This window comes from Methylobacterium soli (assembly GCF_008806385.1).
Taxonomy (GTDB): Bacteria; Pseudomonadota; Alphaproteobacteria; order Rhizobiales; family Beijerinckiaceae; genus Methylobacterium; species Methylobacterium soli.
On record NZ_VZZK01000001.1, the window covers coordinates 245,869 to 272,718 of the forward strand.

A 26,850-nucleotide genomic window follows, 5' to 3' on the forward strand; every position below is an offset into this window, starting at 1 on the left:
GCGGAGGGGGCTCAGCGGGAATCGCGTTCCAGTGAGAATCGTCTTCATGGGCACCCCGGATTTCGCGGTGCCGACGCTCGCGCGCATCGCGGCCGACGGCCACGCGGTCGCGGCCGTCTACACGCGGGCGCCGGCCCGGGCCGGGCGCGGCATGGGCCTGACACCCTCGCCCGTGCACCGCCTCGCCGACAGCCTCGGCGTTCCGGTGCTGACGCCCGGAAGCCTGAAGGGCGCGGGGGCGGCAGAGACCTTCCTGGCGCATGCGGCCGATGTCGCCGTGGTGGTCGCCTACGGGATGCTGCTGCCTCAGGCGATCCTCGACATTCCCCGCCACGGCTGCCTGAACCTGCACGGCTCGCTGCTGCCGCGCTGGCGCGGCGCGGCGCCGATCCAGCGGGCCGTGATGGCGGGCGATGCCGAGAGCGGCGTCGGCGTGATGCGCATGGAAGCGGGGCTCGACACCGGCCCGGTGGCCTTGGAGGCGCGGCTCCCGATCCGGCCCGGCATGACCGCTGGGGCCCTGCACGACGCGCTGATGCCGCTCGGCGCCGACCTGATGAGCCGTGCCCTCGCCCGGCTCGAGGCCGGCGCCCTCACCTTCACGCCGCAGGCCCCGGAGGGCGTCGTCTACGCCCACAAGATCACGAACGAAGAGGCCCGAATCGACTGGAGCCGGCCCGGCGGGGTAGTCGCCAACCACATCAACGGGCTCTCGCCCTTCCCGGGGGCCTTCTTCGAGGTCGATCTCGGCAAGGGACAGGAGCGCGTGAAGGTGCTGCGGGCGCAGACCACCGAGGGCACCGGGGCGCCGGGCACGCTCCTCGATGCGCAGGCCGCAATCGCCTGCGGGACCGGGGCGGTGCGCCTCCTCGAACTGCGCCGCGCCGGCAAGGGCGGCGTCGCGACGGGCCCGGACTTCCTGCGCGGCGCCCGGCTCCAACTGGGCACGCGCCTGCCGTGAGACCCTAGCGCCGATGCCCCGCTACAAGCTCGTCATCGAGTACGACGGCGCCCCGTTCCGGGGTTGGCAGCGCCAAGTCGAGGACCCGAGTGTTCAGGGCGCCATAGAGGACGCGGCGGTGCGGTTCTCCGGCGAGAGCCCGCGCCTCACCTGCGCCGGGCGCACGGATGCGGGCGTCCATGCCACACATCAGGTCGCCCATCTCGACCTCGCCAAAGCTTGGCGCACCGACACCGTGCGGGACGCCATCAACGCGCATCTGCGTCCGCTTCCGGTGGCGATCCTGTCCGCCGAGATCGTGGAGCCGGGCTTCGACGCGCGCCATTCCGCGATCCGCCGGCATTACCGCTATCGCATCCTGAACCGTCGCAGCCCCGCGGCGCTCACCCGCGCCCATGTCTGGCACGTGCCCTGGGCGCTGGATGCCGGGCTGATGCACGCGGCGGCGCGCGGACTCCTCGGACAGCACGATTTCACCGCCTTCCGGGCGGCGGAGTGCCAGGCGAACAGCCCCGTGCGCACCCTGGAGCAGCTCGACGTCGTGAAGGCACCGATGGGCCTGATGGACGAGATCGTGATCGCGACCTCGGCCCGCTCGTTCCTGCACCACCAGGTCCGCAGCATGGTCGGAACCCTGATGCTGGCGGGCTGCCGGCGCATCAGCGCGGCCGACGTCGCCGAGATCCTGGCCAGCCGCGACCGGGCGCGCTGCGGCCCGATGGCGCCGGCCTGCGGCCTCACCTTCGCGGGCGTGGATTACGCGCCCCTCGGCCCATCGGCGGACGCGGTGGACGACCCGGCGAAGTAGCCGTCGAGGACGCGGCCGTAGATGGCGGTCAGCCGCTCCAGGTCGGCGACCGCCACGCACTCGTCGGTCTGGTGCATGGTCTCGCCGACGAGGCCGAACTCGATCACCGGGCAGGCATCCTTGATGAAGCGGGCGTCCGAGGTGCCGCCCGTGGTCGAGAGGGTCGGCGTCAGCCCGGTCTCGACCCGGATCGCCTCGGCCACGAGATCCACGAAGGCGTCGGGCTGCGTCAGGAAGGCCGGGGCGTTCGAGGGCTGCAGGTCGAGGGTGAAGCGGATCGCGTTGCCGGCGGCCCGTTCCAGGCGGGTCCGGATCTCGGCCCCGAGGGTCTCGGCGCTCCAGCCCTCGTTGAAGCGGATGTTAAAGACCGCGCGCGCATCCGCCGGGATCACGTTGGTGGCGGGGTTCCCGACATCGATGGTGGTGAATTCGAGATTCGAGGCGCTGAAATGCGCCGTGCCGTCGTCCAGCGGCTCCGCCGCGAGGGCGGAGGCAAGGCGCAGCATGCCGGGAATCGGGTTCTCGGCCCGGTGCGGATAGGCCACGTGGCCCTGGCGCCCGTGGACCGTGAGCTTGCCGGTGAGCGAGCCGCGCCGGCCGATCTTGATCATCTCGCCGAGGCGGCTCGGGTTGGTCGGCTCGCCGAGCAGGCAATGGTCGAAGCGCTCGCCGCGGGCACGCGCCCAATCCAGGAGCTTCACGGTGCCGTTGATCGCCGGCCCCTCCTCGTCGCCGGTGATCAGGAAGCCGATCGTGCCGCCGAAATCCGGGCCGCGCCGCGCGACGAATTCGAGGGCGCTCGCCAGCATGCAGGCGATGCCGCCCTTCATGTCGGCGGCGCCGCGCCCGTAGAGAAGCCCATCCTCCACCGTTCCGGCGAAGGGACCGTGCCGCCACGCCGCGACGGCGCCCGGCGGCACCACGTCGGTATGGCCGGCGAATAGCAGATGGCGCCCGCCCGAGCCGATCCGCGCGTAGAGGTTCTCGATGTCCGGCGTGCCCGGCTCGGAGAAGACCGGACGCTCCACCCGGAAGCCCGCCTCCTCCAGCACGCGCTGGAGCAGATCGAGGGCGCCGCCCTCGTCGGGTGTCACCGAGGGGCAGCGGATCAGGGCCTGGGCGAGGGCGAGCGGGGCGATGTCTGTGGGCACGGGTCCGGGGCGCTTCTTGCGGGTGCGGGAGGACACCCTAGAGAACCGGGGCCCAAAGAAAAGGCGGACACCGCCGGCCCGCATCCCCGGCGCGGACTTCCGCGCGCGCCGGCACAGGTCTAGATCCACCCGATGGCACTCTCCCGCGACGAGATCGAACGCTATGCCCGCCACCTCGTGCTGCGCGAGGTCGGCGGCCCCGGTCAGGCGCGGCTGAAGGCGGCGCGGGTGCTCGTGGTCGGCGCGGGCGGACTCGGGGCGCCGCTGATCCAGTACCTCGCCGCCGCCGGCATCGGCACCGTCGGGATCGTCGACGACGACACCGTCTCGCTCTCGAACCTGCAGCGGCAGGTCATCCACGGAACGCCGGATGTCGGGCGCCCGAAGGTGGAGAGCGCGGCAGACGCCGTCGCCCGCCTCAACCCGAACGTGGCGATCGTCGCCCACCCGGTCCGGATCGACGCGGAGAACGCCGTCGACCTGATCGGCCGCTACGACCTCGTCGCCGACGGGTCCGACAATTTCGCGACGCGCTACGCCGTCTCGGATGCCTGTTTCCACGCGCGCCGTCCCCTGGTGACGGCGGCGCTCGGGCAGTTCGACGGCTCGCTCACGACCATCCGGGCCCACGAGACCGGCCCGGACGGGCGGCCGAACCCCACCTATCGCTGCCTGTTCCCGAACCCGCCGCCGCCGGGCAGCGTGCCGCCCTGCGCCGAGGCCGGCGTTCTCGGGGCGCTCGCCGGCGTGATGGGCTCGCTGATGGCCATGGAGGTGATCCGCGCCGTGGCGGGCTTCGGCGAGCCCCTCGTCGGGCGCCTGCTGATGGTCGATGCGCGCTCGATGCGCTTCGAGACCCTGGCCTATGCCTGGGACGAGGCGAACCCGCTGAGCGGCACCGGCGCGGCGTAGGCCGGCTCGACCCGCCCGGATCTGAAGGAAATTGCCGGCCTCCAGGCTTTCCCCGCTTCGCGACCGCGCACGGACGCTGAGCCCTGGTAAGATAGTGCCGCATCGCGTAAGCAGGCCACGCCCGACATAAATTCTTAAATCCAGCGGGCGGGAGGAAAACGTGCTTCAGACCGATCTCCTGATCATCGGATGTGGTCTCCTGACCGTCACGCTCGTCATCGCCGGCTCGCTCTACACGCGCGGCCGGTTCGGGCATCTCAAGCCGCGGCCGTAACCGGCCGCCGGGCCCGGGGTTCGCGCGCCATCCTGGTCCGCTCGACGCTCAAGATGCGCTTCGCCGCGTCGCCCGGGTTGCCGGGCGATGGCTGAACGCCCTGCGCTCCCTTCCTGGCGCGCTGCCGGTTCCGGCCCGCCGGCGGCGCCGGGGCGGCAGATCCCGGCAGTGTCGGCCATCCCGAGATCGTCTCTCGCAGAGGCCAAGACCCTCGCGCGAGGCTATCCGGGTAGCCCTCCGGAAGTCTAGGCAATGGCGTTGCTCGGAGACGCGAAAGCTTTGCTGTTGGCTATCTGCGCGGGAGTGATGGACACAAAGCACTCTCGGATTGGATAAATTTCGACCATTCCGGCTGGCTCGGCGGTCCTGCGAGCTATGAAAATGCCCAAACAATTTTAGATATTCAGCATTTGTTGCTCTTGATATCTTTCAAGTCATCGAAATATGATGCTTGCCACCGACGCTGGATACGTTGGTGGTACGCAGTGATCGATACGCAATAGTTATCCCCAGACGTCCTGATCCTGATCGAACAGGTGGCACAACTGCACAGGACCACCTTCGGGTCGGATCAGGCAGTCGAGACCATCTCGGTTTGAGATGGCGCAACACGTCGAGGCGTCGATCGAGGGCGGTTGACGCTTCTTGTCACGACGGCATTCCGACACGATGAGATGATCTCATGCCGCAATTCTTTCTGCATTTCAGAACACCGGTCGAAACCCACCGCGATGATGAAGGTTCGACCTTCGCCAGCTTGGAGGACGCCTTCGTCGAAGCGTGCGAAGCGATTCCCGACATCGCCGCGGAATTGTGGCGGAGCACCGTCCTGGGCCGGCGGGACGACCCGCTCGGCTGCACCTTCGAGATTGCCGACGCGTTCGGCCGGCTCCTGATGGAGGTGCCCTTCCGGGAGATCCTCGATCCGGAAGGATATCGACGCAGCGCGGTGCTGCGGCCGGACCTCTGCTGAGGACGGTTACCGCGCGGTCGGGGTCGGCGTTCCGCCTTTCCCCAACGGACCCGGCGCCGATGCGCCGACGCGTCCGCACCCTGGAGGTCACCATGTCCAAGACGCCGGAGGCAGCAGATCGCCGATCATGGCCATCCCCGGAATGCGCGCTCGATGCGGCCATTCTGAACCGACTCGGCCAGACATTGCGGGAACTCTACGAGCCGCTGCTGCACGAGATCCCGAACGCGCGCATCGCATCGCTCCTTCAGGCGCTCGAGGACCGCGATGGCGGGACCGATGTCGTTTGGCCGGCGATGCGGATGCCCCTGCACGGCCCGCGCCGGTTCGCGCAACCCGCCTGCCGGGTCTAGCGGCCGGCATCCGGCGCCTGGGACCGTCCGCTCGCGATCCTGAGGAGCCGTTCGAGATGACATCCGGTTCGGGCTGCTGAGGGCGGCAGAGCGGATATGCTTAAAGAGTCGAGAGCTTCAGAACATTGCGGAAGGCCCAGTGACCCTGCCGAACGCTCACAGGTAGAGCCGGAACCACGGCAGCGTGAGGTACACGCACGCCATCATCGCGCCCAAGGGAACAACCCAGACCCATCCTGACCAGAGCCGACGCGTCCATCGTTCGGGGAGGATTGCGGCCGCGAGGCCGAACACGAGCGCCCCGAGCGCCGCTGTCGCCGTCCAGCCATACCAATACATCGCGGGGGCGAGGAACCCCATGGAAGGACTGACCGTGTCTCGCGCATGGTGCGTCCCGGCAAGGACGATCCCGAGCGACGGATAGACCGTGAACAAGGCGAGATCTCGCGCCAGGGCGATGACGTAGATCACCGCGAAGGCCGGCCCGAACGCGAAGGCGAACCGGCGACATGCCGACGAGCCCGTCATGATCCCAACCCCTTGATGTTGTTCACGACGTGGCCGACGAGGAAGTTCCACCAGACGATGCAGGCCAGGATCGTCGTCAGGGCAGCGCGCGTCCGGGCAAGCGCGCCGACGAGCGGCGGCTGCCAGCAGATCCAATAGGCCGGCAACAGCGCCAGTCCGATGGAGACGAAGTGCTCCTTGATGTCGAAGAAGCCGAGAGCCGGCCAGTGGGCCCCCCGTTCCAATCCGGGCCTGACGTCGACGCGAAAATACAGGTACACGACCGCGCCCAGGAGGGCCGATAGGACGTAGAGGAGCACGATGGCGTCGGCGAAAGCGGCCGACGGCACCGCCCGGAAGCGGCCCAGGAATGAGCCGGGCCGCGCGCGCGCGTGTCTCCAGGTCGCCAGGGTCTGGTGCGTGGCTGCGCCCAGCAGCGCGACCGCCACCAGCCCATGGATGATCAGGAGGATGGTGGCCATGACCGCCGGCTTGGCCGTCGATCGCGGACTTTCATCGGAACAACTCTTCCGTGCCGAAGGGCTCGGCCGATCCGGGGCGGAACCTGTTGAGCGTGAGCTTGGTGTTCTGGCCCGGTTTCACGTCCACCAAGACGTAGTTGTATTCCTCCGTCGGCGGCTGGCCCTTCCAATAGAGATCCGGTGGATAATCCGCCGGCACCTTGATGCTCGTGCGGCCCGAGAGGATCGGATCCTGCTCGGCGCCGCCTCCGCCCAGCATCAGGTATTTGACGCCGTCGACGTCATAGATCTCAGTCGTGTGAACGTGCCCATTGAAGACGACGATCTCTATGTCCTTGGCGTAGGACGCGATCAGCTTGTGCGGGTTGTCAGGCGCCGGGATGGGTCCGAGGCCGGACCGGGCGAAGACCGGGTAGTGAAAAACCAGGAACGTCTTGCGAATCCCCGCCGCCTTGGCCTCATCCATCCATTGCTGGAGCTGCTGCATCTGCTCGGCGTATTTGGGCCGGTCGGCATCCCAGAGCGAGGGAGACCGGTAATCGTATTTTCCGGACCACAGGACGATGAACCGAACGCCCCTGAAGTCGAACTTGTAGATGAGGCGGTCCGGCGTGACGCCGAGCGTCTTGAGATGGGGCACGGCGGAGAGCACGCCCTCGATCCTGGGATCACCCCAGACCTCGTGGTTGCCGACCCCGATGAACCAGCGGCCTTCGAGCCCGGCCGCGCGCATTTCGCCGTCGGGCGCGGGCAGCTGCGTCAGCATGGTGTCGTTGACGCGCTTCCAATAGGGGCTGTCGGCGAGCGTGAGGCCCTGATTGCCCCACCACACGACATCGCCGCTGTTGACCACGAACTTGGCGCGCCCGGCCCGGACGTCCTTCACGATCTCCCGCGCCACCCAGTCACCATCGGCCAGCCTGAAGATCGTCCGGTGCACACCGGGCAGCAGCTTCACATCCTCGACGGAGGCCTCGGTGACCCATCCTTTGTCGACCGTCAGGGTCATGACCTCGCTGCGGCTCTCGAACGGCATGATGATCCGGATGAGGTCGCGGGTGACCGGGTCGAAGATGGGCCGCACGTCCTTCCGGACCACCGCTTCCGCGACCTTCTCGGGCATGACCAGCCCGAACATCTCGACGAACAGCTTGGTCAGGTCCGGCTGACCCTGCTTGTAGGGAAGGTACATCATCGGGCGCGTATCGCCGCAGACGGCGAACGAGAGGTCGGATCCCGCCGCCGATTGGGCTTGCTGGGCCGCCGCAGGTGCCATCCCCAACACCGGCATGGCGGCCAGCGCCACCATGCCCCCGCCCTGTTGCGCCAACGCTCTGCGTGTGATCCCGGTCGAAGAGAGCGGGGTTTTCATCATGGGATCCTCCCCGTGGCTAGAGGGTCCCCCCGATGCACGACTCCTGGATGCACGACTCCTGGATCAACGCCTCGCGGCGTTGTGCGTCGAAGCCGGACCAGTGCTGCGCAAGCTGCTCGCGAGCCTGCGTTTCATCGCGGACGCCATTCCGGTCGGTGGTTTGGCCACCGGCTTCCAGGCTCGGACCCACCCGGCACATCGCTTCGACATCGTCGTGTGGACGCTCGCCACCCGGACCAGGGGACGCGGTCAGAGCATTGAACACTACACTTGCAGAGCAAAACATCGGGCCGCCCCCCGATGAAAAGAGGCCCCGATGCGCTCTATCATCGAATGCGAACTCGGCAAAGATATTGTATCAGTGCTGCAAAATCTCGGCTGAACTTGAAAGACAATCCAAGTTGTTTTGACCGTACGCTGATCTTCGGCTCGTTTCACCGGGAACGTTCCACAACGCCCAAATATGGGTGGGTCCCGCGCGTCGGATCTCGGCCGCCGGGATGTCTCCACGCCACGCCGCCCGATGGGACGCGCGGTCAGGTCCGAAGGGCCCGGGCCGCCGAGGATCAGAGGGCGGCGAGGCAGCACTTCTTGAACTTCTTGCCGCTGCCGCAGGGGCAGGGATCGTTGCGGCCGACATCCTTGAACGGGTTGCGCACCGGCTCGCCCGCCCCTTCCGCCGTCCAGGCGAGGGCCGCCACCGGGTCGTCGAGATAGCCGAGGCCGCGCTCGTCGAGGTCGCGGCGGTCGTCGGGCCGGGTCTCGGCCCGGCGCAGGGTCGCCTTGAACCAAGCGGGATCGCTGATATCGTCGGTGAGTCGGCCGTCCTTGCGGGCGGCCTCGACGCGGGGGCTCAGCGCGCGCAGCCCGAGGAGCGCGACCGCCTCCTCCCAGCCGGTCCAGCCGATATCCCCCTCGACCGCGACGCGCTTGTCGTCGAAGCGGACGAGGAGGTCGCTCACGGGCTCGCGGGCGACCCGGCCGTCGCGGGCCAGGAACGCCAGGGCCGCCAGGGCCTCGTTGCGCACGAGGTCGTCGATGGTGGTGTCGAGGATCAGGCCGAACAGGCCCTCGGGCTCGCCGTCATAGAGGCTCGCGAGCACGCGCGGCAGGGTCGTGCTCGCGGCGTCCCCGAGGAGGTCGTCGAGGGTCTCGGCATCCTGGCGCAGGAGCCGCAGGAGCGGCGCGAAGGCCCGCGTGTCGCGGGCGGCCGCCAGGACATGCACCCCCCAGAACAGGAGGTTGGCCTCGGCGTCGGTCAACGCATCCCCGTCCGCCGCGGCCCTCAGCAGCCGCAGCGTCTCGTCCGCGATCGCGGCTGGGGCGGCGACGGCGCGGCGCAGGGCCTCCTCCGGGAGGTGGTCCGCGCCCGACAGCGCGGCGATCAGGTCGCTCTCCGTCATCGCGCCGACCGCCTCATCGCCGGCCGCCTTGCCAACCGCCTTGCCGACCACCTTGCCACCCACCGCCATGCCGCTCTCCCGCGCTCAGGACCGGAGGCTCGCGCCGGTCTTCCGGGCGACTTCCGCGACGATCCGGGCACTCACGGCCTCGATCTCCGCATCGGTCAGGGTCTTGTCGACGGGCTGCAGCCGCACCGCGATGGCGACGGATTTCGCGCCCTCCGGAATGCCGGTGCCCTCGTAGAGGTCGAACACGTCGATGCCGGCGATGAGCTTGCGCTCGGCCGCCTGCGCCGCCCGCACCACCTCGCCCGCCGGCACGTCGCGGCCGACCACGAAGGCGAAGTCGCGCGAGACCGGCTGGAAATCGGAGAGCGCGAGGGCCGGCTTCACCTTGGTCGGCTTGAACTTCGGCAGCGGCAGGGCGTCGAGCACGATCTCGAAGGCCACCAGGGTGCCCTTGAGGTCGAGGGCCTTCATCACCCGCGGGTGGATCTCGCCGAAGCTACCGATCGGGTTCTTCGGACCGAATTGCAGCGTGCCCGAGCGGCCCGGATGCAGCCAGGGGGTGCCGCCCGGCACGACTTGGAGCCCGCCGGTCGGCACGCCGAGGGCGGCAAGCAGCGCCAGCGCATCCGCCTTCGCCTCGAACACGTCGACCGTTCCGGCCGCGCCGTCCCAGTGGCGCCCGCTGCCGGCATGGCCCGCGCTGCCGCGGCGGATTGCCGTCGCCCGGATGCTCTGGCCCTCGGGCTGGTCGTCGGCGAAGCACTGGCCGACCTCGAACAGGGCGACGTCGGGAGAGCCGCGGTCGGCGTTGCGCTGCGCCGCCCGCAACAGGCCCGGCACGAGGCTCGGCCGCATGTCCGAGAGGTCGGCGGCGATCGGGTTCGCGAGGGCGAGGGCCGGGCCGCCGCCGCCGAACAGGACGGCGTCGTCATGCGGGATGAAGGACCAGGTCACGGCCTCCATCAGGCCGCGGCTCGCGAGCGCGCGCTTGGCCGCGCGGGTTCGCCGCTGGATCACCGTGAGGACGGGCTTGGCCACCGCGGCGGTCAGGCGCGGCAGCGGCTTCGGCTCGATCCGGTCGAGCCCCGCGATCCGGATGATCTCCTCGACGAGATCGGCCTTGCCCTCGATGTCGGGCCGCCAGGAGGGCGACAGAACCTTCACCCGGTCGCCGCTCCCCGCGACGTGGAAGCCGAGCGTCTCGAGCGTCACCTTCATCTCGGCGCGCGACAGCTCGATCCCGGCGAGCCGGCGCACCTCCGTCCAGGGGAAGTCGATGATGCGCTCCATCTCCGGCGGCTCGCCCGCGATCACGGGCCGGCTCGCGCTGCCGCCGCAGAGATCGAGGACGAGGCGGGTGGCGAGGTCGAGGCCCGGCAGGGTGAAGGCCGGGTCGACGCCGCGCTCGAAGCGGTAGCGCGCATCCGTGATGACGCCGAGGCGCCGTCCGGTCTGGGCGATGTTGGTCGGGTCCCACAGGGCCGACTCGATCAGGACGTCGACGGTGTCGGCGTCGCAGCCCGAGCCCTCGCCGCCGATGATGCCGGCGATCGACTCGACGCCGCGCGCGTCGGCGATCACCACCATGTCCTCCGTGAGCGCGTGGGTGCGGCCGTCGAGCGCCTTCAGCGACTCGCCGGCGCGGGCCCGGCGCACCTGCAGGCCGCCCGAGACCTTGGCGGCGTCGAAGACATGGAGCGGGCGCCCCCGGTCGAAGGTCACGTAGTTGGTGATGTCCACGAGGGCGTTGATCGGCCGCAGGCCGATGGCCCGCAGGCGGGCCTGCATCCAGGCCGGCGAGGGGCCGTTGCGCACGCCGCGCACGAGCCGGAGCGCGAAGAGCGGGCAGAGATCGCGGTCGGCGGCCTCGAAGTCGAGGCTGACCGGGACCGGGCACTCCCCCTCGCCCCGGACCGGCGGCAGCGCCTCGCGCTTCAGGGTGCCGAGGCCGGTGGCGGCGAGGTCGCGGGCGATGCCGTGAATCGAGGTGCAATCGGGCCGGTTCGGCGTCAGGTTGATCTCGATGACCGGATCGTCGAGCCCGGCATAGAGGGCGTAGGGCTGGCCGACCGGGGCATCCTCGGGCAGGTCGAGGATGCCGTCATGATCGTCGCCAAGGCCGAGCTCGGCGCCCGAGCAGAGCATGCCGCGGCTCTCGACGCCCCGGATATTGCCTACCGACAGGGTGATGTTCTTGCCCGGCACGTAGGTCCCGGGAGGGGCGAAGACCGATGTCATACCGGCCCGCGCGTTCGGCGCGCCGCAGACCACCTGCAGGGGCTGGCCGTCGCCGGCATCCACCGTGCAGACGCGCAGCCGGTCGGCGTTCGGGTGCTGCTCGGCGGTGAGCACCTTCGCGACCACGTAGGGCCTCAGCTCCGCCGCCTTGTCGGCGATGCCCTCGACCTCCAGGCCGATCCGCGTCAGCGTCTCGGCGATGGTTTCGAGGGAGGCCTCGGTCTCGAGGTGGTCCTTGAGCCAGGAGAGGGTGAGTTTCATCGGCGCCATCCCTCGGCGTCCGCCCCGTATGTCGGGCGGGGGCCGCCGGCCAGGAAGAGAAGGAGCGCCCCCGTTGTGGTCCGGGGCGCTATGGGAATCAGGTCAGCTGGTGAGGCCGCCGACGAGGCTCGGGATGTCGAGAGGCCGGAAGCCGTAATGGTCGAGCCAGCGGACATCCGCCTCGAAGAAGGGCCGCAGGTCCGGCATGCCGTATTTGAGCATGGCGATGCGGTCGATGCCGACCCCGAAGGCGAAGCCCTGGACGCTGTCGGGGTCGAGGCCGCAATTGCGCAGCACGTTCGGGTGGACCATGCCGCAGCCGAGGATCTCGAGCCAGTCCTCGCCCTCGCCGAAGCGGATCTCGCCGCCCCTGCGCGAGCACTGGATGTCGACCTCGGCCGAGGGCTCGGTGAAGGGGAAGAACGAGGGGCGGAAGCGCATCTTGACGCCCTCCACCTCGAAGAACGCCTTGCAGAACTCCTCCAGCACCCATTTCAGGTTCGCGATGTTGGCGGCGCGGTCGATGACGAGCCCTTCGACCTGATGGAACATCGGCGTGTGGGTCTGGTCGGAATCGTGCCGGTAGGTGCGGCCCGGGATGATCACCCGGATCGGCGGCTCCTGGCTGCGCATGGTGCGGATCTGCACCGGCGAGGTGTGGGTGCGCAGCACCTTGCGCTGGCCGTCCCGGTCGGGCCGCAGGAAGAACGTGTCGTGCATCTCGCGGGCCGGGTGGCCGGGCGGGAAGTTCAGCGCCGTGAAGTTCAGCTCGTCCGTCTCGATGTCCGGCCCCTCGGCCACCGAGAAGCCCATATCGGCGAAGATCGCCGTGATCTCGTCGATCACCTGGCTGATCGGGTGGATGCGCCCGCGCAGTTCCGGCGCCTCGCGCAAGGGGAGCGTGACATCGACCCGCTCGGCCGCGAGCCGCGCCTCGAGGGCGGCCTCCGCGAGCGCGTCCCGCCGCCCGGCCAGCGCGCCCTGGACCCGGTCGCGCAGGCCGTTGATGAGGGGGCCGCGCGCCTTGCGCTCCTCGGGCGTCATCGCCCCGAGGGTCTTGAGCAGGTCCGAGACGCTGCCCTTCTTGCCGAGCGTCGCGACGCGCACGGCGTCGAGCGCCGGCTCGTCGGCCGCCGCTTCCACCTGGGCGAGCAGGTCGCGTTCGAGAATGTCGAGGTCGGTCATCGCTATCCTTGGCGCTATCCTGGGCCGGACGCGGCGTCGGGGTGATCCGCGGATCGTTCTTTTCCGGGTCGCGCGCGCGGTGGCAAGGGCCAAGGCGGCGCGAGGGCCCGGCGAAGGCGCCCGAAAACAACGAAGGCGCGGCGCTTGTCCCGCGCCGCGCCTCTCGCCTCAACGTCCGTGTTCGCGGGTTCGCTCAGGCTGCCTTGGCGGCCGGCAGGGCGGCCTTGGCCTTCTCCACGACGGCCGCGAAGCTCGCGGGCTGGTGGATGGCGAGCTCGGAGAGGGCCTTGCGGTCGACCTCGATGCCGGCGATCGCCAGACCGTTGATGAAGCGCGAATAGGTCAGGCCCTGCTCGCGGACAGCGGCGTTGAGGCGCTGGATCCAGAGAGCGCGGAACGTGCGCTTCTTGTTCTTCCGGTCGCGGTAGGCATATTGCATGCCCTTCTCGACCGCCTGCTTGGCGATCCGGATCGTATTCTTGCGCCGGCCGTAATAGCCCTTGGCGGCCTTGAGGACTTTCTTGTGCTTCGCGTGACTGGTCACGCCGCGCTTGACGCGGGCCATGGGATATCTCCTGGATTATCGAGAAAGCAGTGTCGGCTGGTGAAGGATTACCGGCTGTTGGGCAGGAAATACTTCTTCACGTTGGCAGCATCGCCCTCGAAGAGGGTCGTCGTGCCGCGCAGGTTGCGGATCTGCTTCGTCGTCCGCTTGATCATCCCGTGGCGCTTGCCGGCCTGGGCGTACATGACCTTGCCGGTGCCGGTGATCTTGAAGCGCTTCTTCGCGCCCGACTTCGTTTTCAACTTGGGCATTTCGCTCTCCTTCGCGCAAAACCCGCCCGGCCGGTGAGGACCGGAGCTCTGCGCACATTGGATGCTTCTGATGGAGCAACACGAACCGCCACGGCAGCCCTATCCGGCCGGGCGGTTCGACGCGGGCGGGCTTATGACAGAAAAGAGACGCGGTTTCAATCGCCTTGCGGGCACCGCAGGCATTGCCATGCGGGCGCCGCAGGCATGGGATTTGGCCCCGAAGACTCGGGCAGCATCCCCTCCTGGCCCTTTTCGTGCTTGGCGCCCGAGGATCCCGACCCTGATCTGGCGCGGACAGGGAGGATATTGGGGACAGATCGGGGATCTCTTCTCACGGTTGTATCGCGCGCGCCTCAAGCGGAACCATAACCTTGGCTGTCTGTTTCGTTCATGTCCCACTCAGGCCGGATCGGGTTAGCTCTCCGAAACGTTCGCCTTCACAGGAGACTCTTTCGTGCGCATTGCCCAGATCGCCCCGCTCTCGGAGGCCGTTCCTCCGAAGTTCTACGGCGGCACCGAGCGCGTCGTGTCCTGGATCACCGAGGAGCTCGTCCGGCAGGGACACGACGTCACGCTCTTCGCGAGCGGTGACTCCAAGACTTCGGCGAAGCTCGCCGCCTGCACGCCCGAGGGCCTGCGCCTGCTCGGCTACCGGGACCATACCGCGAGCCACCTCGCCATGCTGCATCAGATCCGGCGCCGGGCGCACGAGTTCGATATCCTCCACTTCCATATCGACCTGCTGCAATACCCCCTGTTCGAGGACCTGAACCACAAGTGCCTCACGACGATGCACGGTCGCCTCGACGTTCCGGATTTCATGCCGGTCTACAAGACCTTCACGGGCATGCCGCTGGTCTCGATCTCGGACAATCAGCGCGAGCCGATGCCCCCGACCGTGAACTGGCTCTCGACGATCCATCACGGCCTGCCGGCCGAGAACTGCCCGTATTACCCGGAGGCCAATGGCGGCTACCTGGCATTCCTCGGACGGATCTCGCCCGAGAAGCGTCCCGACCGCGCCATCGAGATGGCGATCCGCTCGGGCGTGCCGCTGAAGATCGCCGCCAAGGTCGACAAGGCGGACCAGGATTACTGGGATGAGGTCATCGAGCCGATGATCCACCATCCGCTGGTCGATTACATCGGCGAGATCAACGAGGAGCAGAAGAAGGACTTCCTGGGCAACGCCCTGGCGCTCGCCTTCCCGATCGATTGGCCGGAGCCCTTCGGCCTGGTGATGATCGAGGCGATGTCGGCCGGCACGCCGGTGATCGCCTTCCGCAACGGCTCGGTGCCCGAGGTCATCGCCGACGGCGTCAGCGGCGTGCTCTGCGAGAGCATGGACGAGGCGGTGGCGGCGGTCGACAAGGTCAAGACCATGAGCCGCGCCGGCGTGCGCCGTCACTTCGAGGGCCAGTTCACCGCCGAGTGCATGGTCAAGAAATACGTCGCCGCCTACGAGCAGCTGATCGCCGGCCAGAACGCGGTGATCAAGCTCCCGACCGCGTCGGCCTTCGCGCCGCATTACGGCGAGTTGAACGGCTCGGCCCGTCCCTCGCTCTCGGCCGCCGCCATGCCGGCGTGAGGCCGCCGCGGGCCTGAATTCGATCCGGTCCGAGGCCGGATCGAACGGCACCGGGCTTGCAAGGCTTACCAAGGCCCGTCCGGCGTCGTAAGATCGCCTAACTGAGACGGTCCCAAGGGCCGCCGCTTCGCCCGCGAGCGATTCGGCGGCCCTTTCGATTCGCGCCCCTCGACAATCGGAGATGCCCAGGCATGGCGGCAGAAGACATGACGGCGAAGGCGCATCCCGCCGCGAGCCAGGCGCCGCAGCGCGTTCACGGCTTCCAGGACGCCGACGAGGTTCTTCCGCAATATCACATCGAGGCGCAGACCTCCCTGGTCGAGCGGCCGCTGCGCTCGCTGAAGTTCGGGGAGGCCTTCGCGGTGCTCGACAGCTACGGCGATATCGGCGTGCTGCCGGGACCCGAGGGGCTGTACTTCCAGGACACCCGCTACCTCTCGCGCCTGCACCTCACCGTCGAGGACCAGCGCCCGCTCCTGCTCTCCTCGGTGATGCAGGACGATAACGGCGCGCTGAGCGTCGACATGACGACGCCGGACATCCGCATCGACGCGCATGACGATTCGACGATCCCCCGCGAGGTGATCGCGATCGAGCGCACCAAGTTCCTGTTCCGCGGGGCCTGCTACGACCGGATCGGCCTGCGCTCCTACGATACGCGCCGTCGCGACTTCCGCATCGGCATCAGCTTCGACGCGGATTTCCGCGATCTGTTCGAGGTCCGCGGCACCAACCGGGCGCATCACGGCAAGCGCTCGGTGCTGGTGGGAAGCGACCACGAGGTGCAGTTCCGCTATGTCGGCCTCGACGAGGTGGTGCGCACGACGAGCCTCCATTTCGGCCCGAAGCCCCACCACATCGAGCCGGGCCGGGCCGAGTTCAACGTCTCGCTGGCGCCGGGTGAGCGCGCCTCGATCTTCATCCGGGTCGTCTGCGAATCGCACCGCGCCTTCACGAGCGCCCCGGCCGCCGAGAAGGTCGGGGAGGACGCCGCCGCGGGCCTCGCTCTGGCCGCCGGCAGCACGGGTGACCGGCCCCCGAAGGGCATGTCGGAGGGCGTGATCTTCGCCCGCGCCTACCGGGACGCGCGCCGGGACCTGCGCCAGCTCACCGCCGGCATCACCACGATCATCTCGTCGAACGACCAGTTCAACGAGGCCGCCTGCCGGGCCACCGCCGACCTCTACATGCTGGCGAGCCGCACGCCGGAGGGGATCTACCCCTTCGCCGGCATCCCCTGGTACTCCACCGTGTTCGGGCGCGACGGCATCATCACGGCCCTGATGGCGCTCTGGATCGACCCGAACTTCGCCAAGGGCGTGCTGCGCTACCTCGCCTCGACCCAGGCCAAGGCCGTCGACCCCGCCGCCGACGCCCAGCCCGGCAAGGTGCTGCACGAGACCCGGCGCGGCGAGATGGCGATGCTCGGCGAGGTGCCGTTCCGGCACTATTACGGCACCATCGACGGCACGCCGCTCTTCGTCATGCTGGCCTCAGAATATTACGCGGTCACGGGGGACCGGGACACGATCGCGAAGATCTGGCCGGCGCTCGAACTGGCGCTCGCCTGGATGAACGAGTACGGCGACCGGGACGGCGACGGCTTCGTGGAATATGCCCGCGACACGGACAAGGGCCTGGAGAACCAGGGCTGGAAGGACAGCCACGATTCGATCTTCCACGCGGACGGACAGCTCGCCAAGGGCCCGATCGCCCTCTGCGAGGTCCAGGGCTACGTCTACGCCGCCAAGAACGGCATGGCGAAGCTCGCGGCCATGCTCGGCCACGACGCCATGGCGGAGACCCTGACCCACCAGGCGCGCGCCCTGCGGGAGGCCTTCGACAAGGCCTTCTGGAACGACGCGATCGGCACCTACGTGCTGGCGCTCGACGGGGAGAAGCGCCAATGCGCCGTGCGCTCCTCGAATGCCGGCCACGCGCTCTTCACCGGGATCGCGCTGCCGGAGCGTGCCGCGAGCGTCGCGGCCCAGCTCCTGTCGAAGGACGGGTTCAACGGCTGGGGCGTGCGCACGATCGCCCGCGGCGAGGCGCGCTACAATCCGATGTCGTATCACAACGGCTCGATCTGGCCGCACGACAACGCCATCATCGCGCTGGGCCTCGCCCGCTACGACCTCAAGCCCGAGGCGAGCCGGATCTTCCAGGGCATGTTCGACACGGCCCTCTACCAGGACCAGAAGCGCCTTCCGGAGCTGTTCTGCGGCTTCATGCGGCGGCGCCAGCGCGGGCCGGTCTCCTATCCGGTGGCCTGCTCGCCGCAGGCCTGGGCGGCAGCCGCCCCCTTCGCCTTCCTGGCGGCCTGCCTCGGACTGGAGATCGACCACGGCCGGAACCGCGTGCGCTTCCGCAACCCGACGCTCCCGGCCTTCCTGGACGGAGTCTCGATCTTCAACCTGAAGCTCGGACATTCGCGGATCGACATCCGCCTCGAGCGCCACCACGACGACGTCACCGTCAACGTGCTGCGGCGGTCGGGGGACGCGCAGGTGGCGCTGCTGAAATAGGCGGGCCCGAGCGGCCGGATGGGCGCGGCAATCGCCCGCCCGGCCACCGTCGGACGTGGGCCGCTCGGGCGAACGGCGTCCCGGCTCAGAAGCCGAGGCGCCGCCGCAGGCCGGCGAGCCCGCGCTCGGCCTGCATCGCCTTGAGCCGATCCAGGCGCTCCCCGGCGCGGCAACCGATCAGGTCGGTGTTGCAATGGTGCTCGATCAGGTGGGTGTGGAGAAACTGGTAGACGCCGAGGCGGCGCACGTCGGTGAGGCGCCCATGGCGCCAGACATGCAGCTCCGGGAAGGTGTCGAGCAGGCGTTCCAGGAAACGGCGGGGGCTTCGGTCGTAGGAGGCGATCTGGCACCACGAGTTGAACTCGAGCATCACGACCGGGTCGAAGCGCGCCAGCGTCGCGGTGGCGCCATTCAGGGCCTCCTCCTCGAAACCCTCGATGTCCATCTTGATGAAGTCGAGGCGCTCCAGGCCACGCTCGGCCACGAGGTTGTCGAGGGTGCGCAGCGGCACCGGCGTGCCGCGCGAGGCCGCCATGTCGGCCTCGGCCACGACGTAGCCGAAGGTCGAGTTGTCGAAGAAGGGCACCGATCCCTCCTGGGCGCCAACCGCGCAGTGGATCGGCCGGATGATCGAGGCGCCGTGCTCGTAGACGTTGCGGCTCAGCGCCGCGAAGTTCCGGGGCGCGGCCTCGATGGCGTAGATGCGCCCGCGCGTCGTCACGTCGGCGGCGATCAGGGCGGTGAGGCCGATATTCGCCCCGATGTCGAAGCTCACGGAATCGGGCCGCAGCACGGCCCCGCACAGGCGCCGGAAGTGCCGGAACCCGCGCCCGTTGGTGTAGCGGGAGAAGGCGTAATCGCCCGACGGCGCGTGGATCAGCCGGATCCGGCCGGCGAGCGGCACCCGCCGCGAGAGGAAAGCGTCGCTCAACAGGGGATCACGCCAAAAAGAGGCGCCGCCCCTGGCAGAGGCGGCGCGAACGAACGGGCGGGTGTCATGGATCCGGGCTGCGCCACGCCTCAGCGCGGCGCGAGGATCATGATCATCTGACGGCCTTCGAGCATCGGCTCGCTCTCGACCTTGGCGATCTCGGCCGTCTCGGACTTCACGCGCTCGAGCAGACGCAGGCCAATATCCTGGTGCGCCATCTCGCGGCCGCGGAAGCGGAGCGTGACCTTGACCTTGTCGCCCTCCTCGAAGAAGCGATGCACGGCCTTCATCTTCACGTCGTAATCGTGCTTGTCGATGCCGGGGCGGAGCTTGATCTCCTTCACCTCGACCGTCTTCTGCCGCTTGCGGGCCTCGTTCTGCTTCTTCTGTTCGTTGAAGCGGAAGCGCCCGTAATCGAGGAACTTGCAGACGGGAGGCGTGGAGTTCGGCGCGATCTCGACGAGATCGAGACCCGCCTCTTCAGCCATCTGAAGGGCGTCGAAGAAGGCAACGACACCGCGGTTCAGGCCGGTATCGTCGATGAGCTGGACTTCACGAACGCCGCGGATGTCCCGATTGGCGCGCGGCCCGTCCTTCTGCGGGGCCGGCATGGCTCTCATAGGTCTACGAATGGCTGTGTTCTCCTAAATCAACAACGAAACGGCCGCCTGCGACATCACCCACCGGGCTGTCCTGACCGCCGATCGCTCCGGCCTTTCCCGGACGCGACACCTTGGCTGAACCGCGCGACAAGTCAACATCGACCGATTGCTTTGGTTCATGAGTCGCGGCCCGGTGTCACGCGCGGGCCGCGAAGTTCTGACGAAATGTCCGCAGCCCGACTGAGCCGCCGAACTCACCCGTGGAGGAGCTCGGTGTAGACCGCGAGCGTGTCGCCGGCCATGCGCTCGAGGGAGAAATGCGTCTCCACATGGGCCCGGCCCCGGCGCATCAGGGCGTCGCGGGCGCTGGCGCCGAGGGCGAGCACCTCCGCGAGGGCGTCGGCGAGGGCCGCCGCGTCGCCCGCCGGCACCCGCCATCCGGTCCGCTGCGCCGCCGGAACGTCGGGCGGGCTGAGCACGGTCTCCGGGACTGCGCCGAGATCCGACACCACCACGGGGGTGCCGAGCGCCTGCGCCTCCACGGCGGAGCGGCCGAAGGCCTCGGGCTCGGTCGACGGGACCGCCACGACCGAGGCCGCCCGGAAGGCCGCCGGCATGTCGGCGCAATGCCCGACGCGGCGCACGATGCCCTGCAGGCCCCGGGCGGTCACGAGGGCGTCGAGCTCGCGCTCGTAGCCCACCCGGCCCTGCGGGTCGCCCGCGAGCACGATGGCGAGGTCACCGATGCCCCGGTCGCGCATCAGGGCTGCCGCCTCGATCAGCACGCGCTGCCCCTTCCAGGCGGTGAGCCGGGCGGCGAGGAGCACCACCCGCTCGTGCGGCGCCACCCCCCAGGCCCGGCGCAGGGCCTCGACCCGGCCAGGCCCCACCGCCACGGGGTTGAAGGTCGCGAGGTCGGTGCCCCGGTGGATCACCCGGACGCGCTCGCCCGCCTGCTCGGCATGCAGGCTCCGGATCAGATCCGCGGTGTAGTGCGAATTCGCGATGACGACGTCGCCGCGCGCCATCACCGAATTGTACAGGACCTTCACGCCGGTCCGGCCCGAATAGCTGCCGTGATAGGTGGTGACGAAGGGGATCTTCAGCCGCCGCGCTGCCCCGAGGGCGACCCAGGCCGGGGCGCGGGACCGGGCATGGATGATCTGCACGTTCTCGCGCCGGCACAGGCGCATCAGGCGCGCGACATTGCGCGCCATCGCGATAGGGTTCTTGGCGGCAGCCGGGAATGGCAGCCAGACGCCGCCCTTGGCCTGAAGCTCGCCCACGAGGCGGCCGCCCTCCGTGGCCACGAGGGCCTTCGCGCCGGCCGCCGCCAGAGCCGCCGCGACGTCGACGGTGGTGCGCTCGGCGCCGCCGGCCTCGAGCTCGGGGATGATCTGAAGGATGCGGGCGCCCGCCAGGGGCGCGGCCTCCGACGGGAACCCGACGGCCGGGCGCTGATGGCCGTTCATCGCAGGAAGCTCCCGCGCGGATCGCCTGCTGCGCGTGCCGTCACCCGGCCATCCGTCCTCGTTCCGCTCATGATCACAGGATCGTCGCCGCCCTTTACGGTCGGGTAAACGAAGCCCGCACGCGACGCGTTCAAGTTGAACGATTCGCACGGTCGTTCATTCGACCGGAAGGCGGGAGCGGAACGGGAGGCGGCATGCAAGAGGGTACGCAAGGAAACCTGAGCTTCGTCGAACTCGGGGCGGGCGCCGAGCAGCGGCGGATCGCCGTGCGGGTGCGCGAGGGCAGCGGACCGCCCGTGGTCTGGCTCGGGGGTTTCCGCTCCGACATGGGCGCCACCAAGGCGATGGCGGTGGATGGCTGGGCGGAGGCGGCGGGTCGCACGCTTGTGCGCTTCGACTATTCGGGCCACGGCGCCTCCGGCGGAGACTTCGCGTCGTGCACGATATCCACATGGCTCCAGGATGCCGAGGCCGTGCTGGCGGCCCACGCGCCCGAGCGGCCGGTGCTGATCGGCTCCTCCATGGGCGGCTGGATCGCCTGCCTGGCGGCGCGCAACCGCCTGCGGAATGGCGCGGGCCCGGCGGCCGGCCTCGTCCTGATCGCGCCGGCCCTCGATTTTACCGAGGATCTGATGTGGGCGCAATTTCCGCCGGAGGTGCGGGCGACGCTGGAGCGCGACGGAATCTGGCTCCGCCAGAGTGCCTATGCGCCCGAACCCGATCCCATCACCATGGCGCTGATCGAGGATGGCCGGCGCAACAGCCTGCTCGGCGCGCCGCTCGATCTCGGCTGCCCGGTCCACATCCTGCAGGGGATGCAGGATCCGGACGTGCCGCATCCTCACGCCTTCAAAATCCTCGATCGGCTGCCGAGAGCCGGCGTCGTGTTGACCCTGATCGCGGATGGGGACCACCGCCTGTCGCGTCCGCAGGATGTCGCGCGGCTGATCGCGGCGGTGGCGGAGATGGCCTGACGGCGAAGCGCCCGCGGGATCGCGGGCGCCGCTCCTCAGGCATGGATCGCGATGTCAGTGCAGGCTGACCGTGTGGAGATCATGCGCCATGGCGTTGGCCACCACCACGTCGCGCGAATCGGCGAGGAGGATCGGCGCCCCGCTGGCAGACAGGAGCGCGAACAGCGCGAGGCCGGGCGTCAGGTCCGGGGCCTGCGGGAAGAAGCGCTTCACCTCGTCCGAGCTGATCGGGCGCACGTAGGCGAGGTGTCCCTCGCCGAGTGCGGCGAGATCGGCGGGCTGAAATTCGGCCGGGTCGAGATCGGCGGCCGTGAGGGGATTCCGGCTCAGGTCGGTCATGTCATGCCCTCCTTTCGAGGCAGAGCGTCCGGTCGGCTGATGTCCCGTAGCGACGAACCGACCGAGGCTGGAGATGGTGTGTCCGGGCCTCGGATTCAATCGCGGGACGCGATGGCGATCTTGCGCACGACCCGCTCGGGATCGGGGCGGACGAGGTCGATCGAGAGCATTCCGTTCGAGAGGTCGGCCCCGAGAACCTTCATGCCGTCGGCGAGCAGGAAGGCCCGTTGGAATTGACGCGCGGCGATGCCGCGATGGAGGAACTGGCGCTCCCGCTCCTCGATCTGACGCCCGCGCACGATGAGCTGGTTCTCCTCCAGCATCACGTCGAGCTGGTCGAGGGTGAAGCCCGCGACCGCCAAGGTGATGCGGAGGCGCTCGGGCTCGCGCTCGGTGCGCGGCAGGCGCTCGATATTATAGGGCGGATATCCGTCATTGGCCGCCTTCGAGACGCGGTCGAGGGCCTGTTCGATCTCGTCGAAGCCGAGCAGGAACGGATGTCCGAACGGAGAAACGCGCGTCATCGGCAGATGTCAGTCCCTTGCGAAGCCCCAGCGTCGGCGGACAGGCACTTCGTGGTTGGAGCCCGCGGCTTGCAGCACTCCGGCCGGCGCGTTGACGCCCGCCTTCGAGATATGGAGCCCCGCCCGAACGCCATCAAGCCCGCCATCCACAGGTTGCGTCGGCGAGCCGGGGCGGGGCGCGCAGGATTTCGTCGGAAAAAAGGGAGCAAACGGCACCTTCATTCGGGATCATTCGGCAAGAGGCCAGACGGGTGCCTCAACGAGCGAGAGTAACAGTTTGGAATTACTCTCAAATTCTTCTCAGACCTTGATCCCGGGGCAGCACCTCGGATATTTCCGGCGCCAGGCGTCATGCGGGGTTCCGCCGAGCGGGACCGTCCGGCTGGGTCCTGCGCTTGACCGGAGGCCGTATGAACGCGTCGTCGAACCCGTCCGGGCACAACCGCATGCTGACGGTCGCCGAGGTCTGCGGGGACGATGCCGACGTCCTCGCTTTGTCGGTCGCCCGGTTCGTGGCGTCCGGCTACATGACGAGCGACGTCGCCTGCTGGGATGCGGCCTTCGACGGGGCCGAGCGCCTGCTCGGTTGCAGCGAGGGCGGCCGCCTGGTCTCCGGCATGGTCGGCATCATGCGGACCCTGCGGGCCGAGCGGGAGGGCGACTGGCAATTCATGCCGGCGACCTGCTGCCGGGTGACGGCACACGAATGCGCCCTCGTCGCCCTGATCGGCCGGGGGCGCCGGCGGTTGTGGGACGAGGTCGGGCGGGATGCCGCCGCGATCACCGGCCGCACCGAGGCGCCGCGGCTCGTCGCGGCGGTTCGCGACGCGGTCGAGACGATCAATGCAGCGGCGCGCCAGCTCGGCGAGGCGCGCCCGTCCGGAACGGCCCTGCACTGACGGGGCCGGCGCCCGGGTGGGCGATCACGATCCGGGGCGCGCAGGGAGCCACCGGGACCAGGAACGGTTGGGGAGAGCGGGACAGGTGATGGAGAAGGCGCAGGTGCTCACGCGGGAAAAGCCCCGGAATCGCGTCCGGATCGGCCGGCTCGCCCGCGGATTGGTGGCGGGCCTCGCGCTGACCCTGGCAACGGGCGCGCGCGCGCAGGACACTGCGCCGTCCGCGCCCGACGCCAAGGCCGCGCCGATCAAGCTGCAGCTCAACCGCCTGGAACCGGCCAGCGAATCCTGCCGCACCTATCTCCTCGTCGACAACAGCCGGGGCACGGCCCTGAAATCCCTGAAGGTCGACCTCTTCGCCTTCGACCAGGAGGGCGTGGCGCAGAAGCGGGTCGCGGTCGAGCTCGGCCCCCTGCCCGACCGGAAGACCATCGTGAAGATCTTCGATTTCACCGGGATCGCCTGCCCCAAGATCGGGCGGGTCCTTCTCAACGACGTCCTGGCCTGCGAGGGGGGCGAGGCGAGCCGCGAGACCTGCCTCGAACGCACCGAGACCGAGACCAAGACCAGCGTCGCCTTCGACCGCTGAAGGGCCGCGCGCCGGGCCTGACCGCCGCCCCGGCTCGTGCCGCGCGGGATCGGCCGACCTGCGGCCCGGCAGGCCGCGGCGGATATGTCACCTGCGGCCTCGAAGGCCGCGACCGGGATGAGACCTGCGGCCTCCGGGCCGCATCAGAGATGAGCCCCGCGGCCGACCGGCCGCACCAGATTTGAGCATGAGGGAGTCCGTCATGGATCCGACATCCGCGCCGGCAGAAGTGGTTCACGATTTCTCGTTCCTCGGGCTGTTCCTGCAGGCCGACCCGATCGTGAAGGGCGTGATGCTCCTGCTGGTCGTCGCCTCGGTCGCCTGCTGGACCATCGTGTTCGAGAAGCTGGTGCGCCTCGCCGCCGCCAAGCGCCAGGCCAAGGCCTTCGAGACGCTGGTGCGCTCCGGCGGCGCGCTGGAGGCCGACCGCAAGGGCATCTCGGCCCACGTGGTCAACGCCGCCCTCGAGGCCTGGCGCGACCAGGACCCGACCGAGACCCGCGCCGAGCGCCGCGACCGGATCGAGCGCGCCATGCGGGCGGCCCTCGGCCTTGAGGTGAAGCGGCTCCAAGGCGGCCTGCCGCTCCTCGCGACGGCGGGCTCCACGGCCCCGTTCGTCGGCCTGTTCGGCACGGTCTGGGGCATCATGAACTCGTTCTCGTCGATCGCGAAGAGCCAGGACACCTCGCTCGCCGTGGTGGCGCCCGGCATCGCCGAGGCGCTGTTCGCCACGGCGATCGGCCTCGTCGTCGCGATCCCGGCCGTCATGGCCTACAACAAGCTCACGAACGATGTCGGGCGCATCCAGGGTGCCTTCGTGTCCTGCATCGGCGTGCTCGGCAACCGTCTGGCCCGCGACCGCGCCGCCCACGGACGCGCCGCGGCGGCCGAGTAGGACCGGGGCGCGCTTCCACGCCTTCCGGGCCCGCCCGAGGGCCCTGCGCCACCTGAATCACGATGGACCTGTCCGTCGGCGGCCCGCGCGGCTCCCGGCGGCGTAGACAGATTGCGGCGGCGCGCCCGGCAGCGCCCGCCGACGGAGCCCCGGAGGGCGAACCATGGCCATGGGATCGATCCGCGCGAGCGGCGACGACGACGACGGACTCGACACGACGCCGATGTCGGAGATCAACGTCACCCCGATGGTGGACGTGATGCTGGTGCTGCTCATCATCTTCATGGTGGCGGCGCCCCTGATGACGACCGGCGTGCCGGTGCAATTGCCCAAGACCTCCGCCGCGAAGGTGGCGCAGGCCAAGAAGCCCCTGGAAGTCACGATCGATAAGGACGGGCATCCCTCGATCGCCAAGGAGGTCTTCACCCTGGAGACCCTGATGCCGCGCCTGAAGGCGATGGCCGCCGAGGACCCGTCCCAGGTGATGCTGGTGCGCGGCGACCGGGACGTGCCCTACGGCAAGATCATGGAGGTGATGGGCCTCGTCGGCCAGGCGGGCTTCACCAAGGTCTCCCTGATCGCGCAATCGCCGGGCGCTGCCGCGCCGGCCGCGCCGGCTGCCGCGCCGGCCGCGGCCCCCGCAAGCGGGGCGGCGCAGTAGTCTCATGAGTGCTCTCGTCTCGACCGGAAATTCCTCGACCGGTGATTCCGGGCGCGGGCCGTCCGGCCTGTTCGCCGCCTTCCTGGTGGCCCTCGCGCTGCACCTCGCGGCCCTGGTGGGCCTGGCCTTCTATCGCCTGTCGCCCCCGACCCCGCCGGGCGAGAACACCATCTCGATCGATCTCGCCCCGCAGATGACGGAGGCTGACACGCAGGCCCCGAGCGAGCAGATGGAGAGTCAGACCGCCCCGCCGGAGACCTCGACCGAGCCCCCGAACGAGGTCGCGGCGGTGCCCCCGCCCGAGGCGTCGCAGATCGTTCCCGAGGAGACCCTGACCGAGAAGCCGCCGGAGGCCGTGGAGCCGCCGCCGGTGCAGGCGTTCACCGAGCCGCCGACGGACGCGGTGCCGGTGGAGCCGGAAAGCCAGGTCATCACCTCGACGGCGCCCCAGGCCGAGCCCCTGGCGCCCCCGCCCCCCGTCCTGGCGCAGACCCCCGATCCAAAGCCCATCGAGGAGGTGAAGCCCAAGCCCGACCTCGCCAAGATCGCGGCCGAGCGCGAGGCGCGCCTCAAGGCGATTCGCGAGGCCAAGCGCAAGGCCCAGGCCGAGGAGCGCCGCCAGGAATTGATCGAGGAGCACCGCGAGGCCGTCCGCGAGGCCAAGGAGAAGGCCGCGCGCGAGGCCAAGGCCCGGGCCTCCGCGGCGAATGCCGGCCGCGCCGCGCAGAACTCCGCCTCGGCCTCGCGCCAGAGCAGCTCGGGATCCGCCTCCGCCGGGAACGACCCGAATGCGCTGCGTCAGTGGCAGGGCGCGCTCAGCTCCGCCATCCATGGCCGCATGAACAAGAACGCGGCCTCCGGAACGGCCGGCGGCGTCGCGACCGTGCGGTTCACCGTGTCGCGCTCCGGCCAGGTGCTCAGCGCCGGGCTCGCCGGCAGCAGCGGCATCGGGCCGATCGACAGCGCGGCGCTCGCGGCGGTGCGCGGGACCCTGCCGGCCGCCCCGCCCGGCGTGACGGTCTCCAGCCTCTCGGTCACCGTGCCGATGCGGTTTAGTCCAGGCCGCTGAACAGCAGTTGCATCCTGTACTTGTATTCATTCTACAGGTTGAAACCACCTCTTCACGCAACTGTTAATCCGGAG

Annotated in this window: 27 protein-coding genes; 13 read left to right on the plus strand and 14 right to left on the minus strand. The window is 69.5% G+C overall.

The genetic code is table 11. The annotated features are described in order from the left end of the window. Window positions 1–46 precede the first annotated feature (46 nt). Window positions 47–961 carry a methionyl-tRNA formyltransferase gene (fmt, locus tag F6X53_RS01155; protein ID WP_191970661.1) on the plus strand — a complete coding sequence of 305 codons (915 nt, stop codon included), beginning with the start codon at window positions 47–49 and terminating at the stop codon, window positions 959–961. Between the two features lie 13 nt (window positions 962–974). After that, on the plus strand, window positions 975–1,769 hold the full coding sequence (gene truA, locus F6X53_RS01160) for a tRNA pseudouridine(38-40) synthase TruA (RefSeq protein WP_150996343.1): 795 nt from the start codon (window positions 975–977) through the stop codon (window positions 1,767–1,769). Here truA and dapE read toward each other — a convergent pair. Then, window positions 1,718–2,920 carry a succinyl-diaminopimelate desuccinylase gene (dapE, locus tag F6X53_RS01165; RefSeq protein WP_244965502.1) on the minus strand — a complete coding sequence of 401 codons (1,203 nt, stop codon included), beginning with the start codon at window positions 2,918–2,920 and terminating at the stop codon, window positions 1,718–1,720. The two genes, truA and dapE, sit on opposite strands and share 52 nt — an antisense overlap. A gap of 132 nt (window positions 2,921–3,052) precedes the next feature. Here dapE and F6X53_RS01170 point away from each other — a divergent pair, with 132 nt between their 5' ends. The 3 genes from F6X53_RS01170 to F6X53_RS01180 all read left to right on the plus strand — a co-directional run bounded on the left by F6X53_RS01170 (window position 3,053) and on the right by F6X53_RS01180 (window position 5,432). Beyond that, a complete protein-coding gene (locus F6X53_RS01170) occupies window positions 3,053–3,832 on the plus strand; it encodes a HesA/MoeB/ThiF family protein (protein WP_150996345.1) in 780 nt (259 codons plus the stop codon). A gap of 956 nt (window positions 3,833–4,788) precedes the next feature. Next, on the plus strand, window positions 4,789–5,079 hold the full coding sequence (locus F6X53_RS32050) for a DUF6894 family protein (protein ID WP_191970648.1): 291 nt from the start codon (window positions 4,789–4,791) through the stop codon (window positions 5,077–5,079). A gap of 92 nt (window positions 5,080–5,171) precedes the next feature. Continuing rightward, on the plus strand, window positions 5,172–5,432 hold the full coding sequence (locus F6X53_RS01180) for a hypothetical protein (RefSeq protein ID WP_150996349.1): 261 nt from the start codon (window positions 5,172–5,174) through the stop codon (window positions 5,430–5,432). A gap of 156 nt (window positions 5,433–5,588) precedes the next feature. Here the strand turns inward: F6X53_RS01180 and F6X53_RS01185 are convergent, their stop codons facing one another. From F6X53_RS01185 to rpmI, 8 genes are all read right to left on the minus strand, one after another. Continuing rightward, window positions 5,589–5,960, minus strand: a complete 372-nt coding sequence (locus tag F6X53_RS01185) for a hypothetical protein (RefSeq protein WP_150996351.1) — start codon at window positions 5,958–5,960, stop codon at window positions 5,589–5,591. Continuing rightward, on the minus strand, window positions 5,957–6,421 hold the full coding sequence (locus F6X53_RS01190) for a hypothetical protein (protein WP_150996353.1): 465 nt from the start codon (window positions 6,419–6,421) through the stop codon (window positions 5,957–5,959). Before F6X53_RS01190 ends, F6X53_RS01185 begins: the two co-directional genes overlap by 4 nt. Window positions 6,422–6,452: 31 nt before the next feature. After that, entirely contained in the window at window positions 6,453–7,796 is a 1,344-nt protein-coding gene (locus tag F6X53_RS01195) for a metallophosphoesterase family protein (RefSeq protein WP_238296759.1), read from the minus strand. Window positions 7,797–8,362: 566 nt separating this feature from the next. Further along, window positions 8,363–9,199: a DUF1186 domain-containing protein gene (locus F6X53_RS01200; RefSeq protein ID WP_150996715.1), complete on the minus strand. Its 837-nt coding sequence runs from the start codon at window positions 9,197–9,199 to the stop codon at window positions 8,363–8,365. A gap of 84 nt (window positions 9,200–9,283) precedes the next feature. Then, entirely contained in the window at window positions 9,284–11,707 is a 2,424-nt protein-coding gene (gene pheT / locus F6X53_RS01205; protein ID WP_150996355.1) for a phenylalanine--tRNA ligase subunit beta, read from the minus strand. Between the two features lie 102 nt (window positions 11,708–11,809). Beyond that, window positions 11,810–12,892 carry a phenylalanine--tRNA ligase subunit alpha gene (gene pheS / locus F6X53_RS01210; RefSeq protein WP_150996357.1) on the minus strand — a complete coding sequence of 361 codons (1,083 nt, stop codon included), beginning with the start codon at window positions 12,890–12,892 and terminating at the stop codon, window positions 11,810–11,812. 193 nt (window positions 12,893–13,085) lie between these two features. After that, window positions 13,086–13,457: a 50S ribosomal protein L20 gene (gene rplT / locus F6X53_RS01215; RefSeq protein WP_150996359.1), complete on the minus strand. Its 372-nt coding sequence runs from the start codon at window positions 13,455–13,457 to the stop codon at window positions 13,086–13,088. A gap of 47 nt (window positions 13,458–13,504) precedes the next feature. Continuing rightward, window positions 13,505–13,708 (minus strand): 50S ribosomal protein L35, encoded by a 204-nt coding sequence (rpmI, locus tag F6X53_RS01220; RefSeq protein WP_018044555.1) that lies wholly within the window; start codon window positions 13,706–13,708, stop codon window positions 13,505–13,507. A gap of 454 nt (window positions 13,709–14,162) precedes the next feature. Between rpmI and F6X53_RS01225 the strand changes: the two genes are divergently transcribed. Both F6X53_RS01225 and F6X53_RS01230 read left to right on the plus strand, forming a co-directional pair. Continuing rightward, window positions 14,163–15,296: a glycosyltransferase family 4 protein gene (locus F6X53_RS01225; RefSeq protein WP_150996361.1), complete on the plus strand. Its 1,134-nt coding sequence runs from the start codon at window positions 14,163–14,165 to the stop codon at window positions 15,294–15,296. 191 nt (window positions 15,297–15,487) lie between these two features. Next, window positions 15,488–17,821 carry an amylo-alpha-1,6-glucosidase gene (locus tag F6X53_RS01230; RefSeq protein ID WP_150996363.1) on the plus strand — a complete coding sequence of 778 codons (2,334 nt, stop codon included), beginning with the start codon at window positions 15,488–15,490 and terminating at the stop codon, window positions 17,819–17,821. A gap of 85 nt (window positions 17,822–17,906) precedes the next feature. Here F6X53_RS01230 and F6X53_RS01235 read toward each other — a convergent pair whose 3' ends face one another. The 3 genes from F6X53_RS01235 to F6X53_RS01245 all read right to left on the minus strand — a co-directional run bounded on the left by F6X53_RS01235 (window position 17,907) and on the right by F6X53_RS01245 (window position 20,826). Continuing rightward, a complete protein-coding gene (locus F6X53_RS01235; protein ID WP_191970650.1) occupies window positions 17,907–18,752 on the minus strand; it encodes an FkbM family methyltransferase in 846 nt (281 codons plus the stop codon). 89 nt (window positions 18,753–18,841) lie between these two features. Beyond that, entirely contained in the window at window positions 18,842–19,363 is a 522-nt protein-coding gene (gene infC / locus F6X53_RS01240) for a translation initiation factor IF-3 (RefSeq protein ID WP_238296760.1), read from the minus strand. Window positions 19,364–19,608: 245 nt separating this feature from the next. After that, window positions 19,609–20,826: a glycosyltransferase family 4 protein gene (locus tag F6X53_RS01245; protein ID WP_150996369.1), complete on the minus strand. Its 1,218-nt coding sequence runs from the start codon at window positions 20,824–20,826 to the stop codon at window positions 19,609–19,611. Window positions 20,827–21,020: 194 nt separating this feature from the next. Here F6X53_RS01245 and F6X53_RS01250 point away from each other — a divergent pair, with 194 nt between their 5' ends. Beyond that, the gene (locus F6X53_RS01250; RefSeq protein ID WP_150996371.1) at window positions 21,021–21,800 is read left to right on the plus strand and encodes an alpha/beta hydrolase; all 780 of its coding nucleotides are present in this window, start codon (window positions 21,021–21,023) and stop codon (window positions 21,798–21,800) included. A 54-nt stretch (window positions 21,801–21,854) separates the two neighbouring features. Here the strand turns inward: F6X53_RS01250 and F6X53_RS01255 are convergent, their stop codons facing one another. Then, on the minus strand, window positions 21,855–22,139 hold the full coding sequence (locus F6X53_RS01255) for a BQ00720 family protein (protein ID WP_150996373.1): 285 nt from the start codon (window positions 22,137–22,139) through the stop codon (window positions 21,855–21,857). A gap of 95 nt (window positions 22,140–22,234) precedes the next feature. After that, entirely contained in the window at window positions 22,235–22,663 is a 429-nt protein-coding gene (locus tag F6X53_RS01260) for an Hsp20 family protein (protein WP_150996375.1), read from the minus strand. 410 nt (window positions 22,664–23,073) lie between these two features. On the opposite strand from F6X53_RS01260, the gene F6X53_RS01265 reads away from it, so the two are divergent. The 5 genes from F6X53_RS01265 (at window position 23,074) to tolA (ending at window position 26,776) form a co-directional block, all read left to right on the plus strand. Continuing rightward, window positions 23,074–23,562 carry a hypothetical protein gene (locus F6X53_RS01265; RefSeq protein WP_150996377.1) on the plus strand — a complete coding sequence of 163 codons (489 nt, stop codon included), beginning with the start codon at window positions 23,074–23,076 and terminating at the stop codon, window positions 23,560–23,562. Window positions 23,563–23,650: 88 nt separating this feature from the next. Further along, the gene (locus tag F6X53_RS01270; protein WP_150996379.1) at window positions 23,651–24,151 is read left to right on the plus strand and encodes a Tat pathway signal protein; all 501 of its coding nucleotides are present in this window, start codon (window positions 23,651–23,653) and stop codon (window positions 24,149–24,151) included. A gap of 202 nt (window positions 24,152–24,353) precedes the next feature. Further along, window positions 24,354–25,046 carry a MotA/TolQ/ExbB proton channel family protein gene (locus F6X53_RS01275; RefSeq protein WP_150996381.1) on the plus strand — a complete coding sequence of 231 codons (693 nt, stop codon included), beginning with the start codon at window positions 24,354–24,356 and terminating at the stop codon, window positions 25,044–25,046. 163 nt (window positions 25,047–25,209) lie between these two features. Beyond that, on the plus strand, window positions 25,210–25,707 hold the full coding sequence (gene tolR, locus F6X53_RS01280) for a protein TolR (RefSeq protein ID WP_150996383.1): 498 nt from the start codon (window positions 25,210–25,212) through the stop codon (window positions 25,705–25,707). A gap of 4 nt (window positions 25,708–25,711) precedes the next feature. Next, on the plus strand, window positions 25,712–26,776 hold the full coding sequence (tolA, locus tag F6X53_RS01285; protein ID WP_150996385.1) for a cell envelope integrity protein TolA: 1,065 nt from the start codon (window positions 25,712–25,714) through the stop codon (window positions 26,774–26,776). The last annotated feature ends 74 nt before the right edge of the window (window positions 26,777–26,850 follow it).

Excerpts from the sequence above, each read along its gene's own strand:
- fmt (WP_191970661.1), top strand. The coding sequence starts at position 47 with ATGGGCACCCCGGATTTCGCGGTGCCGACGCTCGCGCGCATCGCGGCC.
- truA (WP_150996343.1), top strand. The coding sequence starts at position 975 with ATGCCCCGCTACAAGCTCGTCATCGAGTACGACGGCGCCCCGTTCCGG.
- F6X53_RS01170 (WP_150996345.1), top strand. The coding sequence starts at position 3,053 with ATGGCACTCTCCCGCGACGAGATCGAACGCTATGCCCGCCACCTCGTG.
- F6X53_RS32050 (WP_191970648.1), top strand. The coding sequence starts at position 4,789 with ATGCCGCAATTCTTTCTGCATTTCAGAACACCGGTCGAAACCCACCGC.
- F6X53_RS01180 (WP_150996349.1), top strand. The coding sequence starts at position 5,172 with ATGTCCAAGACGCCGGAGGCAGCAGATCGCCGATCATGGCCATCCCCG.
- F6X53_RS01185 (WP_150996351.1), bottom strand. The coding sequence starts at position 5,960 with ATGACGGGCTCGTCGGCATGTCGCCGGTTCGCCTTCGCGTTCGGGCCG.
- F6X53_RS01190 (WP_150996353.1), bottom strand. The coding sequence starts at position 6,421 with ATGGCCACCATCCTCCTGATCATCCATGGGCTGGTGGCGGTCGCGCTG.
- F6X53_RS01195 (WP_238296759.1), bottom strand. The coding sequence starts at position 7,796 with ATGATGAAAACCCCGCTCTCTTCGACCGGGATCACACGCAGAGCGTTG.
- F6X53_RS01200 (WP_150996715.1), bottom strand. The coding sequence starts at position 9,199 with ATGACGGAGAGCGACCTGATCGCCGCGCTGTCGGGCGCGGACCACCTC.
- pheT (WP_150996355.1), bottom strand. The coding sequence starts at position 11,707 with ATGAAACTCACCCTCTCCTGGCTCAAGGACCACCTCGAGACCGAGGCC.
- pheS (WP_150996357.1), bottom strand. The coding sequence starts at position 12,892 with ATGACCGACCTCGACATTCTCGAACGCGACCTGCTCGCCCAGGTGGAA.
- rplT (WP_150996359.1), bottom strand. The coding sequence starts at position 13,457 with ATGGCCCGCGTCAAGCGCGGCGTGACCAGTCACGCGAAGCACAAGAAA.
- rpmI (WP_018044555.1), bottom strand. The coding sequence starts at position 13,708 with ATGCCCAAGTTGAAAACGAAGTCGGGCGCGAAGAAGCGCTTCAAGATC.
- F6X53_RS01230 (WP_150996363.1), top strand. The coding sequence starts at position 15,488 with ATGGCGGCAGAAGACATGACGGCGAAGGCGCATCCCGCCGCGAGCCAG.
- infC (WP_238296760.1), bottom strand. The coding sequence starts at position 19,363 with ATGCCGGCCCCGCAGAAGGACGGGCCGCGCGCCAATCGGGACATCCGC.
- F6X53_RS01245 (WP_150996369.1), bottom strand. The coding sequence starts at position 20,826 with ATGAACGGCCATCAGCGCCCGGCCGTCGGGTTCCCGTCGGAGGCCGCG.
- F6X53_RS01250 (WP_150996371.1), top strand. The coding sequence starts at position 21,021 with ATGCAAGAGGGTACGCAAGGAAACCTGAGCTTCGTCGAACTCGGGGCG.
- F6X53_RS01255 (WP_150996373.1), bottom strand. The coding sequence starts at position 22,139 with ATGACCGACCTGAGCCGGAATCCCCTCACGGCCGCCGATCTCGACCCG.
- F6X53_RS01260 (WP_150996375.1), bottom strand. The coding sequence starts at position 22,663 with ATGACGCGCGTTTCTCCGTTCGGACATCCGTTCCTGCTCGGCTTCGAC.
- F6X53_RS01265 (WP_150996377.1), top strand. The coding sequence starts at position 23,074 with ATGAACGCGTCGTCGAACCCGTCCGGGCACAACCGCATGCTGACGGTC.
- F6X53_RS01270 (WP_150996379.1), top strand. The coding sequence starts at position 23,651 with ATGGAGAAGGCGCAGGTGCTCACGCGGGAAAAGCCCCGGAATCGCGTC.
- F6X53_RS01275 (WP_150996381.1), top strand. The coding sequence starts at position 24,354 with ATGGATCCGACATCCGCGCCGGCAGAAGTGGTTCACGATTTCTCGTTC.
- tolR (WP_150996383.1), top strand. The coding sequence starts at position 25,210 with ATGGCCATGGGATCGATCCGCGCGAGCGGCGACGACGACGACGGACTC.
- tolA (WP_150996385.1), top strand. The coding sequence starts at position 25,712 with ATGAGTGCTCTCGTCTCGACCGGAAATTCCTCGACCGGTGATTCCGGG.